Origin of the sequence: Chryseobacterium oryctis (assembly GCF_025971925.1) — a bacterium.
In the GTDB taxonomy this organism is placed as follows: domain Bacteria; phylum Bacteroidota; class Bacteroidia; order Flavobacteriales; family Weeksellaceae; genus Chryseobacterium; species Chryseobacterium oryctis.
This window is the reverse complement of sequence record NZ_JAPDHV010000002.1, coordinates 66,702-79,928: the sequence shown is the minus strand read 5'-3', so window position 1 is coordinate 79,928 and position 13,227 is coordinate 66,702. Positions and strand designations below refer to the sequence as shown.

Below are 13,227 nucleotides of genomic sequence, written 5' to 3'. Positions count from 1 at the left end.
CTATAATTAATAAGGCTATTTCATGTGTTTTACTTAAATTGTATGTTTATCTGTACTTGTTACATTTTCAGGTGTCCAAGCTACTTTTTTTATGAAATCGTTTTCACGAACGGGACAGTTGGTAATTTGACAAATAGAACATGAAATAGGTTTGCAATCATCCATATGGAAATTAAATTCTACGCTTCTTTTCGTATGTTTTGCTAATAAAAGAATCATTTTTTCCATCTCATTATGAGCTTCGCGAAGGCTGTAATACCAAGGAAGGGTAATGTGCGCATCGATATGAAGAGAAGAGCCAAATTGCTGAATTTTCATATTATGTACGTCTATCCATTCTATGTGTCTGTTTTCTTCGAGAACTTTAATGATATTGTTGAGCAAGTCTGGATCTTGTTCGTCCATAATTCCGCTCAAAGATTTTCGAATGATTTTATATCCGATAAAGATGATGTATGTTCCAAAAATAATGGCTACAACAGAATCTATCCAATAAATTTTAGTAAAATATACGATAATCAAACTTATTACAACGCCAAGTGTAGTAATAGTATCTGACTGAAGGTGTTTTCCTGAGCTTTGTAATACAAGAGAATTTTCTTTAATTCCTTTTTTGTAAGAAATATATCCTAAAATATAGTTGATAATAGCTGTTATCCCAACGATTATCATTCCCCAATCTAATTTTGAAGGAACGCTTTTGCTTAATAATGAATTGACAGCCTGTACAATAATGATGATACCTGCAAAAATAATTAAAGCACCTTCAATTCCTGAGGTAATAAATTCTACTTTTCCGTGTCCGTAAGGATGGTCTTCATCTTTTGGTTTTGCAGCTAAATATAATGAGTAAAGTCCCATAAAAGCGGCAATAATGTTTACAATGCTTTCCATTGCATCAGAAAAAACAGCGTTGGAATTGGTAAGCCTCCAAGCGATAAGTTTTCCGATAAAAAGAATGATCCCGATAATAGCCACATTTCGCTGAAATGAAAAGTTTTTCTTCTCTGTGGATATGTTTTGAGAACTCATGAGTTAAATAATTAAAGGTATGATTGTTTGATATGGCTAATAATGAAAAAATGCTCACTTAGTGAGCATTTTGTTTATCCTATTAAATTGTTTTTTACTACGTATTCTGCAATTTGTACGGCGTTGGTAGCTGCTCCTTTTCGAAGGTTATCGGCAACAATCCAAAGGTTTAGAGTTTTGGGTTGTGAAAGGTCTCTTCTGATTCTTCCTACATAAACCTCGTCTTTTCCTTCTAAGTATAAAGGCATTGGATATTCATTGTTTTTTACATTATCCATTACAATTACTCCCGGTGTTTCAGATAAAATTTTTCTTACTTCATCAAGGTCAAATTCATTTTCAAATTCAATATTTACACTTTCAGAGTGTCCTCCTTGTACAGGAACTCTTACTGCTGTTGCGGTTAAATTAAATGTATCATCACCTAAAATTTTCTTAGGTTCTTTCATTAATTTAATTTCTTCTTTTGTGTAGTCATCATCAGCGAAAACATCACAATGTGGAAGGGCATTTTTGAAAATCTGATAAGGGTATACTTTTACAACAGAATCATCACCGTTGATTTCTCCATTTAATTGATCAACCGCTGCTTTCCCAGTCCCAGTTACAGATTGGTATGTAGAAACAATTACTCTTTTTAAATCATATTTTTTGTTCAAAGGTCCTAAAACCATTACTAATTGGATAGTTGAACAATTAGGATTTGCAATAATTTTGTCTTCTTTGGTTAAAACATCAGCATTAATTTCAGGAACAACTAATTTTTTAGTAGGATCCATTCTCCAAGCTGAGGAATTGTCGATAACCGTTGTTCCTACTTCTGCAAAAAGAGGAGCGAACTCAAGAGATGTGGAGCCTCCGGCAGAAAAAATTGCAATATCCGGTTTGGCAGCTATAGCGTCTTTCATGCTTACGATTGTAAATTCGTCTTGTTTATACTTCACCTTCTTACCAACAGATTTTTCAGATGCTACCGGAATTAATTCTGTGACAGGGAAGTTTCTCTCCTCGAGAACTTTCAGCATAACTTGTCCAACCATTCCTGTTGAACCTACTACAGCTACTTTCATTGATTTAATTAAAAATTATTTTTGTTAATATATTTATGCCCCAAAGACTCTTGTCCAAGGGAACGCGAATGCAAATAAGCCAATCGCAATTAGTCCCATAATAACAATCCCTAAAGAAATTGTGTCGTTTGACTTTACTTTTTTGTTGATGATAGTCATCAAAACAGCTGCGATTAACATTGAGAATGGGTGTTCTACATATTGGAATCTTAAATCAGCATTTTTCATTACTGCTCCCATGTTCAGTCCTTTTGTGAAGTTAATGATAAGCATAATGATACCCACTATAAATTGAATGTGGAAAAAGATCATTGTAAAAAGTGTTGTTTTCTTTAGAAACTTTTTCACTTTTCCACTGAATCCGAACATAGTTGCTAATAAAGCAATTATAAATAGTGATACCAGAAGTAATTCCAGATATCCAAATCCTTTGTGTGCATTGAGTAAAATGTTGTAAAAATCCATATTTATTGTTTCTATTTTTTCTAAATACAAATATAACAAAAATCCCGACGTTGAGTCGGGATAGTTATTTATAAAATCTAATAGAGTGATATTATTAGAAGTTGAATGATAACGTGGCAGTCCAAGTTCTTCCGAAACCGAAGTAAACTCTGTTTCCTGTATCAATACCTTTATAAAGTACGCCAGTAGAACCTTTATCACCTTCAAAAATATTAGTTGCTCCGTCTGCAATATAAGTAGTATCAAATAAATTGTACACGTTAGCTCCTATAGTAAAGTATTTTGAAGTATCTTTTAATTTCAATTTATAGGAAGCGCCTAAATCAAATAGGTTGAAGTCTGGTAATTGTAGTACTCCTCTATCTTGATTAGTCTGAACAGCAAATGTTGATACGTCAATTGAAGAATATAATTTGCCAGTATATCTCCAAGTTCCATAAATTGATAAATCTTTAACCGGTCTTACTGTAGCGCCTAATGAAGCAGTAAATTGAGGAATTGAGTTACTGCTACTACCTCCTACTTTTACTCCATCTAAATATAGTGTTGCACTATTAGAGCTTGAACCTGTCGTATTTAAAGGATTGTTGTTTTCATCAAAAGTTGTTCCTGTTGCATTACCTTTATATTTGTAATCACCAAAAGATAGCATACCTTGGAACTCTAAGAAAGATGTAGGCTTGTAAGCTGCATCAACTTCAACACCCATGTGAACTTGTGTGATTCCGTTAATTTCTGCATATCCTTTAATAATAGAAACTCCATTTGTTGAGCTCGGATCTGGAATTTCAAAATCCATAGTTCTTCTCATCCATCTGTCTTTCCACTGAGTTCTGTATAGGTTAACATTTGCGTTAAATTTAGCAGATCTAAAGCCATATCCAACTTCTGCAGAGAATATTTTCTCATTAGTAAGGGTTGGGTTCACAACTTGTTGGTTTGACGGATATACAGAATTCATAAATGGTTGTTTACTGTAATAACCAATATTTGCAAATACATTATGGTTTGAATCAATGTTGTAGTTTGCTCCCCCTTTAATATTGTATCCAAATAAATCTTTGAATCCTGTTTTTGTATTTACAATTTGCCCTTGTTGTTTTGTAACTCCATCTTGAACGAAGTTGTCAATTCTCTGATATGATTGATTGGAAACGGATCCTTGTAAGAAAGCAGATAAATTATTTTTAGAATATTCTATTTGTCCAAAAGCTGAATACCAAAGTACTTCACCATCGTTGCTGTAACCAATTTGCTCTTCTAATGCAGCCGTTTTTCCACCAAAAGGATTCCAAGAAAGCTTTTTATAATTATATAAGCTATTAACAACTCTTGGAGCTAAGTTTTTATTGTTAGCATCTTTATATCCTGTTGCACCATATAAATCTGTTATTACTTGGTAATGGTAACCATAATAATATCTATCATCAGTACCTATTGAGAAGTTCCAGTTGTCATTGATTTTATGTTGGAAGTTGGCTAAGATACCATACCAGTTGTGAGAGTTAATAGAAGCTCTTCTTATTAAAGTTGCTCCATTTCCTGCGGTATATGGATTTACTGCTGCATTGGCAGCAAATATTTTATCAAAATTATAATGTCCTGAAGTATCTCTGAATGATGTATCGTTGATTGATTTCCCTCCAACTCTACCTAAGTCACCTGTTCCGCCACCTCTACCATTAGAAGCATATAGAACAGTTGATAGTTTTGATTTTTCAGACATATTCCAATCCCAGTTTAACATCATTACTGGTTTTGCATAATAGTTTGATTTGTTCGATAATGCAACTCTTCTTCCTTCAGAGTCTGTATAATAACCAAAATCAGAATTATAAGCTCTGTAAGGAGTACCATCATTATCTGGGTTGAATTTTATGTAGTCAGAAATTGCACTTGCATAGCTTCTTTGGTCATGCCATTGCGGTGCAGATGTTAATGTAAATTGGAAGTTATGTTTTTTATTGGGCTCCCAACCTAATGCAAAATAGTAAGCGTAAGATTCATAATCTGTATTTTCTACATATGTAGAACCCGCTTGTCTGCTCATTAATATTGACGAAGACCAACCTTTATCACTTTTACCTGTATTATAAGCAAAAGATGTTTTTAAATAATCATTATTACCAACACCAAGTCTCACAACACCTCCTTTTTTCATGTCAGCGGATCTTGTAAGGAAATTTACAGTACCTCCAACTGAAGCAATAGCAAGTTTAGAAGAACCTAAACCTCTTTGTACTTGTAGTGTGCTTGTAACATCGGAAAGACCAGTCCAGTTAGAAAAATAAACAGTACCCCCTTCCATATCGTTGACCGGCATACCATTTACCATTACTGCAATATTTCGTGATTCAAAGCCACGGATTGTTAAGCCACCATCACCGAAGCCTCCCCCTGATTTAGTTGCATAAACTGAAGGAGTTGTATTCAAGATTTCAGGAAGTTCTTGGTTTCCTAATCTTTCTACAAGTTGTGCTGCTTTGATTGTAGAAGCTGCAACTGGTGTTTTTCTATCTTTTGCGATATCTGTAACACCTTGTAAAATTACCTCTTCAATGTCTTTAGATCTTGTTGTTGTAACAGTATCTTGCGTTTGTTGAGCGTAATAAACACTAGCTGTAGATAATGTAATTATCGCAGTTAGCATCGATTTGTTGATTAATTTCATAATCCTTATAGTGTAATAGTTAGATTTAAATTTTATGCAAAAATCGGTAAATAAAATTTAACTAATATTAACTATATGTTAATTTTTAATCAATCTTAATAAGGGTTAATTTATTGATTTTCAGTATGGTGTATAAAAATTGAAATTTCATATGAAAAAAATCACATTATTGAATTTTTAACAATTAGACGTTAAATTTATTATATGTTCAAAATTATTTCACCGCTTTTAGGCTTAAATCTATGTTTTTTGCTGAGTGTGTAAGCGCTCCTGCTGAAATGTAAGTTACACCTGTTGAAGCTATTTCTTTTAGTGCATCTCTTGTAATTCCTCCCGATGCTTCAGATTCACATGAATTATTGATCATGTCAACTGCTTGCTTCATTGTTTTTACATCCATATTATCAAGCATGATTCTGTCAACTTTAGCTTTGATAGCTTCCTGTACTTCTTCCAGATTTCTGGTTTCAACTTCAATTCTTAGCTTCTTTTTATTTTTTTTGACATAATCTTTTGCCATTTTTACAGCATTTGTAATGCTTCCATTATAATCAATATGGTTGTCTTTTAGCATAATCATATCATAAAGACCGTACCTGTGATTGGTTCCTCCACCGATGGCTACTGCCCATTTTTCACAAACTCTGAAATTTGGAGTTGTTTTTCTGGTATCTAAAAGTTTGGTTTTAGTACCAACAAGTCTTGAGTCCCAATCATGTGTAAGAGTGGCAATTCCGCTCATTCTTTGCATGCAGTTCAGAACAAGTCTTTCTGTGGAAAGTATTGATCTTGCACTACCTGTTACAATAAAAGCAATGTCTCCAACTTTTGCGGTTGCTCCATCTTTAATAAAAGTCTCAACTTTTAGGTTTTTATCAAATGTTTTAAAAATAATTTCAGCCAGTTCAACTCCAGCCAAGATGCAGTCCTCTTTTACCAAAAGTTTGGCACTTTGTTCTAAGTCTTTAGGAATTGTAGAAAGGGTAGAGTGGTCTCCGTCTTGGATGTCTTCTTCCAAGGCATTTTTTATAAATTGTTTTAAAACTTTATCTGTTGCGTAACTAGGTCTTTTCATGTTTTGTGCTTTTAAGCTAGATCTTTATTGTAAAATGCTCCTTTATTCTCTTTCATCTCCATAGATTGGGTGATGATGAGGTGAGCAACGGTAGTTAAATTTCTTAATTCTGATAACTGAGGTGAAATAATAGAGTAGTGATAAATTTCATCAACAGCGGCAGCAATTTCCTGATGCTTTTGTAACGCCATGTTTAGACGCTGATTACTTCTTACGATACCTACTAAATCACTCATCATTTCCTGGAGTTGTTTTCTGAGGTACGAAATAATAACCATTTCATCCATGATTTTCATTCCTTCCTCGTTCCATTCGGGAACGGCTTTTAAATCATCAAAGTTGAAATTATTTTCTTTTAATAATTCTGAAGTTTTGATGGCTGCGCTATGCCCGAAAACCAAACCTTCCAACAATGAGTTTGAGGCTAATCTATTAGCTCCGTGAAGTCCTGAATTGGTACATTCACCAACAGCAAAAAGATTTTTTATGGATGATTGACCGTCTTTGTCAATTTCAATTCCTCCCATCAAGTAATGACAAGCCGGAACTACAGGAATCAATTGAGTGAAGGGGTCAATTCCTTCATCTTTACATTTTTTATAAATATTAGGGAAATGTTCAAGGAATTTATCGTGATCCATTTCTTTGCAATCAAGTCCTACAAATTCATCACCTGTTATTTTCATTTCAGCATCAATGGCTCTTGCAACAATGTCTCTGGAAGCCAATTCTTCACGCTCATCGTATTTTTGCATGAATTTTTCCCCTCTTTTTGTTCTTAATTTTGCTCCGTCACCACGAACAGCTTCGGAAATTAAAAATAACATCCCGTCCATTTTGCTATATAAAGCTGTTGGGTGGAATTGATAGTATTGCATATTGGAAACCTTTCCTTTTGCTCTTGCTACAAAAGCTATTCCGTCTCCTGTGGCGATAGTTGGGTTGGTGGTGTTTTTATACACATGTCCTGCTCCTCCTGTTGCTACTAAAGTGATTTTTGAGGTTATTTTTTTGATGGTTTTAGATTTTTCATCTAAAATATATGCTCCATAACAATGAATATCTCCTTCGTTTAGTTCCTTTCCAGGAATGTGGTGTTGAGTAATGATATCAATTACATAATGATGGTCGAGAATCTCAATATTCGGACTGTTTTTAGCAGTTTCTAATAAAGCTCTTTCTATTTCAAATCCTGTGATATCTTTGTGATGAACAATTCTATTTTCGGTATGACCTCCCTCTCTTCCTAAAGCAAATTCCCCGTTTTTCATATCGAAATTTGCACCCCATTCTACAATTTCCTTAAATCTTTTAGGAGCTTCAGTAACTACCATTTCTACAACATCGCGCTTGTTTTCTCCGTCTCCGGCACGCATGGTATCTTCTATGTGTTTTTCGAAATTATCTTTTTGAAAATCTGTAACAACCGCCAAACCACCTTGTGCATATTTGGTGTTACTTTCATCTTCATCAGACTTTGTTACTATGGTTATTTTGGCATCAGGAATCTGTTCAGAAACTTTTATGGCATAAGAAAGTCCCGAAATACCGGAACCTATCACTAATACATCCGCTTTTATCATATGCTTACTTTAAGTACAATAGTGTTTAAATATTAAATAAATTTAAACAATTTTTCGTTTGGTTTTCTTACTTTTTTCATGTGTTGGAAGTGGTCTTCCTCTGAACGGTAGCCTAAAGCCAGAGTAACGGTCACTTTTTCGCTCTCCGAATCTATATTTAAAACTTCTTCTATTAAATCCTGACGAAAGCCTTCCATAGGGCAGGAATCAATATTTTCGATAGCAGCGGCATACATTAGGTTTGCTAAAACAATATAAGATTGTTTTTCTGCCCAGTTGAAAATCTCGTCACTGGTTTTCTGGTTTATATGTTGGTTAATGCTGTTTTTAAAAAGCTCCAGATTTTCAATAGGTGTATCTCTCACTTCTGAAATATGTCTGAAATAACCATTGATATAACTTTCATCAACTGTTTTTTTTGAAATTATAACAATTAAATGAGAGCATGTAGATATTTGGGAGGGATTATAAAACGCAGGAATTAATTTTTCCTTCATTTCCTCACTTTCCACAACCAAAATTTTATAAGGTTGAAGTCCTAAAGAGCTTGCAGATAGTTTCCCTGCTTCAAGAATATTGAGAAGAGTTTCCTGAGGGATAATTTCTTTATTGAATTTTTTTACAGAATATCTTCTGCTTAAAGCTTCTAAATAGTTCATATTACAAATTTAAGAATTGAATATGAATAAAAATAGATTTAAAATAAAAAAAGAATCACTGTCAAATTGAAGTGATTCTTTTGGTAATGATATGAATGTTAGTATTATTCTTTGTTTTTTACTAATATCCAGCCAGAATATTTTGTCTGAGTATTATTCTTGTCATTTTCGTTCCAAGAGATAGTATACCAGTAAGTTCCGGTAAGTATTTTTTTGCCTGAAGCTGTTCCGTCCCAAGTGAAGTTTCTTGTTTTGTTGGCTTCATATAGTTTGTTGCCATATCTGTCATATATTGTGAATATAAGATTCTTCTTGTAAGCTAGTGCAGAATAATCAATGAAATCATTTATATTATCTCCGTTCGGAGTAATAGCATTGATAAGATTGGGAACTGTAACTTGAATATGAATTGGCTCACAATTGTAAAAATCTTTTACATATACTTTTACCTCACCTCTTGGAAGACTTGTGAATGTATTAGACTCTTGCCAGTTTGTCCCATCTAGAGAATATTTGTAAGGTGGAGTTCCTCCAGTTGTATTTATTGTAATTGTGTTATTTGTAATATCTATACTTGAAATTACAGGCGCTGTTGCTGGAAGAACTTTTACGGTTTGTAATGTGGTACAGCTTCCTGTTTTTAGCTTTACCCAATAAATACCTACGGTTACCCCTTGAATAGACGAAGTTGTGTCTCCAGTGCTCCATTCGTAAGAATCAAACCCTGGACCTGCGTCTAAATTTGTTCTTGCATCAATACAAATTATTTTGTCTTTTAAAATTGACGATTTTACTGGAGGTAAAACAACCAGGTTTATTTTAGCTATCATATAGCAGCTATTTTCGTCAATAACTTTTACATAAACGGCTCCGTTGGTAGAAATATATGAATTTGGGTTCATAATTTCATTCGTTCCGTTGATAGCATTATTTATTGTAGTGTAATATTTTCTTGTTGCTCCTGGGTGTGAAGTTACGTTTGCTGCTGTTAAATCAAATGAAGCTGAAGTGATGTTGTTTTCAATAAAGCAAGACTTTAATGTATCTTCTTTTACAACAATAGGATCATAGAAACTTAAAGTTATTTCCGCATTATCAGTACAGCCTTGAGGCGTTGTAACTTTTACATAAACTTTTCCCGGTGCAGAAACGTAGGCGTTTGGATTTGAAATTTCATTGGTTCCTGCTGTTAAGTCTGCTATGGTTTTGTAATATTTTTTTACTGCTCCAACTACATTTGTAACTGCTGCTGAATTTAAGTTGAAAGTAGCAGTTCCTACATTGTTATTATTACATGCTTTAATTGTAGCATCATCTGCATTGAGTGGAGATAGCGTTAAAACAATTTTTCCGTCAGGATTATCGCAAAGTAATCCGGAATTATCTTTTATAACAACATTTACGGTTGTATTTGTGTTGAATTGGTAATTTGTAGGATTGGCTATCGGAGTTCCTGTTGGTGTAAAGTATGAAAATGTATAGTTTGCAGGATTACTTACAAATTGGCTGTTGTATGATGTTAAGTCTACTGTGCCACTATTTGTTGCCGGATTGGGACACATTGATACAGGAATGGAGTTTTGTAGGATCGAGACTTTATCAGTGTAAATTTTCACGTTTTTAATAGAGCTTCTTACTGATGCTGATCCTGTTGATCCTGAAAATCCAAAATATCCTGTTGTCATTGTAGCGGCTGCACCTTGAGGAGCAAAGGACTGTGAAATAATTGTATTTCCTTCAATTTTTAAAGTGATAATCCAGTTCGCGGGAGTTGCAGGATCTACTTGTCCTGTTACTTCTACGTGTTTATAAGTTGATCCTACGAAAGGTTGAGTAGACGTAAGGTCTGCTGAATGGAATGAGCTTCCTACAACATTAAAATATTCAATATTATTGGTATCTGTTGTGTTTGGAACAAGTCCATATGCGAGATGTACTTTATTCATCTGACCAGCTGTGGTATTGTTGTACAAATCAAAACCTATCATAAGACCTATCGCATTTTGAGGGATTCCTAACCCAGAACCTTGTTGGCTTACTAATGGTGGATTCTGTAGGTACCAAAAAGCAAAACCGTCACCTCTCCCTGCTGATGTTCCGTTTCCGTCAAGTCTGAAATCGAATTCAATCCTCCATTTGTCACAATATTTTAAGTTGATAGGATCGTTTAATTTGATTGAGCCCGATTTGTTGGTAAGGTCATCAGTAAGCATTACGAAATCTCCATTTACTGCTGCTGAAGGAACAACTGTCCATCCTGTAGTATTTACGGGGTTGCCTGTAAGTTGATAAGACTGAGATGAAAGCCTTCCGGGAAAGCAAATTGAAATGAAAAAAAGGCAGAAGAGTAGATTTTTGTTCATATAATATATCACATTCGTTAGAGATGTAAATATATTAAATTTTGATAAAAGAATATTTTTTTTATATTAAATTTATTAAAAATATGAATTTCTGATAACTGATTGTGTTGTAAGGTTGAAAATATGAATTTATTTATCTATTATTTTTGAGGTAAATTGATTCTAAAAAAGAGAGTTGTTTTCAAGATTTTCAAAAAAAGTATCGATTTCTAGAATATTAGATGCAGCGGCAGATACTGCGAGCTTGTCACAGAGCTCATTTTCGAAATGACCTGCATGGCCTTTTATCCAGTGCATTTTTGGATTGTGCATATTGTAAAGAACTGTAAACCTTTGCCATAAATCCGGATTTTTCACATTTTTCCAGCCTCTTTTTATCCATCCGGAAAGCCAGTTTTGATTAATTGCGTCTGCTACATATTTGCTATCTGTATAAACATGAATGTCGTTTTCTGTAGATTTTAACTTTTCAAGGGCAGTAATAACGGCCAAGAGTTCCATTCTGTTATTGGTTGTTTTTCTGAAGCCTTTAGAAAAGGTTTTTTGATAGTTTTTTTCAGGAACGCGCATGAGAATCCCGTATCCTCCTTTGCCGGGATTTCCGCTACAAGCTCCGTCTGTGTATATTTCGATTTTCAAATTTTAATTCGATATCAAATTTTCATTTTTCAGCTTTAAAATTTATTTGAAAAAATGAGAATTTTTTAGTTATTTTTTTAGAATGGGAAGTCATCGTCATCATCAAAATCATTCATGGAAGATCCTGAAACTTGTGAGTTGTTTGGAAGATCAAAAGCAGCACCCGGTTGAATGGTTGTTTTAATTTTGTCAAAACCACTAGGCTCATTTGAATTAAAATTAGAAGGGTAGCCTCCGCTTCCACCATCAAAGGCAGCATCAATGTCTCCAAATTTTGCAAAATGCTTCAAGAATGATAAACGCACATCTGCTGTAGCACCATTTCTATGTTTTGCAATGATAAGTTCTGCCTGGTTTTCTGTTGAGGTTTCCTGTCCTTCTTCATCATTATCCCAAACAGCAATTTTATAATATTCTGGTCTGAAAATAAATGAAACAATATCTGCATCCTGCTCAATAGCTCCGGATTCCCTAAGATCTGAAAGTTGAGGTCTTTTTCCGGGACGAGTTTCCACACTACGGGAAAGCTGCGAAAGTGCAATTACAGGTACATTCAATTCTTTCGCAATAGCTTTTAATGAACGGGAAATCATTGAAATTTCCTGTTCACGGTTTCCAGCCCCTTTTCCTCCGCCTCCTGCAGTCATTAACTGAAGATAATCGACCATGATAAGTCTTACTCCGTGTTGCATTACCAATCTTCGGCATTTTGCACGGAAGTCGAAAATTGAAAGAGAGGGAGTTTCATCAATATATAAAGGTGCATTTTCCAGTTCAGATACATTTGAAAATAGTCTTTGCCATTCTTCGTCATCCAGGGTTCCTTTTCTTAATTTCTCGGATGAAATTCTTGTTTCAGAGGCAATCATCCTTGTAATTAATTGTACAGAAGCCATCTCTAATGAGAATAAAGCCATTGGAATCTTGTGTCCAACTGCAATATTTCTTGCCATGGAAAGAAGAAAAGCCGTTTTACCCATTGCGGGACGTGCTGCAATAATGATAAGGTCTGAATTTTGCCAACCTCCTGTTTCTTTATCAACGTCTCTAAATCCTGAAGGTACGCCGGAAAGTCCTTGTTTATCTTTTAAAGATTTGATGGTATCAATAGCTTGTTTTACTAATGAATTTGCGGTGTCAAAGCCTTTTTTTATTGTTCCGTTTGTGATTTCAAAGAAAGATTGTTCTGCTTTATCTAAAAGTTCAAAAACGTCTGTTGATTCTTTATATGAAGCATCAATTACATTTGCAGAAACATTGATGAGGCTTCTGAGAATGTATTTCTCCAGAATAACACGAACGTGATATTCAATATGGGCAGAAGAGCTTACTCCCATAGTGAGATCAATAATGTAATGATCTCCACCTGCTTTATTTAATTTATCATTCTTTTTTAAATCCTGAATGATAGTCATTAAGTCGACAGGTTGGTTGCCTTCGTATAATTTTAAAATGGTAGAGAAAATTACCTGATGTCTAGGATCGTAAAATACTTCAGGAGTAAGTAAGTCGATAGAGTGATCCAGACCTTTTTTATCAATCAAAAAAGTACCAATAACCAACCTTTCGAAATCTACTGCATTGGGTGGCATTTTTCCATCAGCAATTGACAGCTCTTTCGCAAAATTTCCATGTGTAAGAGATGATAATGTTTCCTTTTGTGCCATAAT

10 protein-coding genes are annotated in these 13,227 nt (G+C 34.2%); all 10 read right to left on the bottom strand.

Going from position 1 to position 13,227, the window contains the following annotated elements:
- Positions 1–33: 33 nt before the first annotated feature.
- Positions 34–1,032, bottom strand: coding sequence for a cation diffusion facilitator family transporter (locus OH806_RS04095; RefSeq protein WP_264742400.1), 999 nt, complete (start codon positions 1,030–1,032; stop codon positions 34–36).
- A 74-nt stretch (positions 1,033–1,106) separates the two neighbouring features.
- Positions 1,107–2,102, bottom strand: coding sequence for an aspartate-semialdehyde dehydrogenase (locus OH806_RS04090; protein ID WP_264742399.1), 996 nt, complete (start codon positions 2,100–2,102; stop codon positions 1,107–1,109).
- A gap of 33 nt (positions 2,103–2,135) precedes the next feature.
- The gene (locus OH806_RS04085) at positions 2,136–2,567 is read right to left on the bottom strand and encodes a hypothetical protein (RefSeq protein ID WP_264742398.1); all 432 of its coding nucleotides are present in this window, start codon (positions 2,565–2,567) and stop codon (positions 2,136–2,138) included.
- Between the two features lie 94 nt (positions 2,568–2,661).
- Positions 2,662–5,238 carry a TonB-dependent receptor gene (locus OH806_RS04080; protein ID WP_264742397.1) on the bottom strand — a complete coding sequence of 859 codons (2,577 nt, stop codon included), beginning with the start codon at positions 5,236–5,238 and terminating at the stop codon, positions 2,662–2,664.
- Between the two features lie 214 nt (positions 5,239–5,452).
- Positions 5,453–6,313, bottom strand: coding sequence for a carboxylating nicotinate-nucleotide diphosphorylase (gene nadC / locus OH806_RS04075; RefSeq protein WP_264742396.1), 861 nt, complete (start codon positions 6,311–6,313; stop codon positions 5,453–5,455).
- An 11-nt stretch (positions 6,314–6,324) separates the two neighbouring features.
- Positions 6,325–7,896: an L-aspartate oxidase gene (nadB, locus tag OH806_RS04070; protein ID WP_264742395.1), complete on the bottom strand. Its 1,572-nt coding sequence runs from the start codon at positions 7,894–7,896 to the stop codon at positions 6,325–6,327.
- A gap of 32 nt (positions 7,897–7,928) precedes the next feature.
- A complete protein-coding gene (locus OH806_RS04065) occupies positions 7,929–8,555 on the bottom strand; it encodes an NAD(P)H-dependent oxidoreductase (protein ID WP_264742394.1) in 627 nt (208 codons plus the stop codon).
- 104 nt (positions 8,556–8,659) lie between these two features.
- Complete coding sequence (locus OH806_RS04060; protein WP_264742393.1) at positions 8,660–10,918, bottom strand: T9SS type B sorting domain-containing protein; 2,259 nt, start codon at positions 10,916–10,918, stop codon at positions 8,660–8,662.
- A gap of 162 nt (positions 10,919–11,080) precedes the next feature.
- The gene (rnhA, locus tag OH806_RS04055; protein ID WP_264742392.1) at positions 11,081–11,557 is read right to left on the bottom strand and encodes a ribonuclease HI; all 477 of its coding nucleotides are present in this window, start codon (positions 11,555–11,557) and stop codon (positions 11,081–11,083) included.
- Positions 11,558–11,634: 77 nt separating this feature from the next.
- Positions 11,635–13,224, bottom strand: a complete 1,590-nt coding sequence (gene dnaB / locus OH806_RS04050; RefSeq protein ID WP_264742391.1) for a replicative DNA helicase — start codon at positions 13,222–13,224, stop codon at positions 11,635–11,637.
- Between the last annotated feature and the right edge of the window lie 3 nt (positions 13,225–13,227).

What these genes read in the sequence shown, in the direction of transcription:
- OH806_RS04080 (WP_264742397.1), bottom strand. Translation starts at nt 5,238, where the DNA reads ATGAAATTAATCAACAAATCGATGCTAACTGCGATAATTACATTATCT.
- nadB (WP_264742395.1), bottom strand. Translation starts at nt 7,896, where the DNA reads ATGATAAAAGCGGATGTATTAGTGATAGGTTCCGGTATTTCGGGACTT.
- OH806_RS04060 (WP_264742393.1), bottom strand. Translation starts at nt 10,918, where the DNA reads ATGAACAAAAATCTACTCTTCTGCCTTTTTTTCATTTCAATTTGCTTT.
- dnaB (WP_264742391.1), bottom strand. Translation starts at nt 13,224, where the DNA reads ATGGCACAAAAGGAAACATTATCATCTCTTACACATGGAAATTTTGCG.
- OH806_RS04085 (WP_264742398.1), bottom strand. Translation starts at nt 2,567, where the DNA reads ATGGATTTTTACAACATTTTACTCAATGCACACAAAGGATTTGGATAT.
- OH806_RS04065 (WP_264742394.1), bottom strand. Translation starts at nt 8,555, where the DNA reads ATGAACTATTTAGAAGCTTTAAGCAGAAGATATTCTGTAAAAAAATTC.
- OH806_RS04090 (WP_264742399.1), bottom strand. Translation starts at nt 2,102, where the DNA reads ATGAAAGTAGCTGTAGTAGGTTCAACAGGAATGGTTGGACAAGTTATG.
- OH806_RS04095 (WP_264742400.1), bottom strand. Translation starts at nt 1,032, where the DNA reads ATGAGTTCTCAAAACATATCCACAGAGAAGAAAAACTTTTCATTTCAG.
- nadC (WP_264742396.1), bottom strand. Translation starts at nt 6,313, where the DNA reads ATGAAAAGACCTAGTTACGCAACAGATAAAGTTTTAAAACAATTTATA.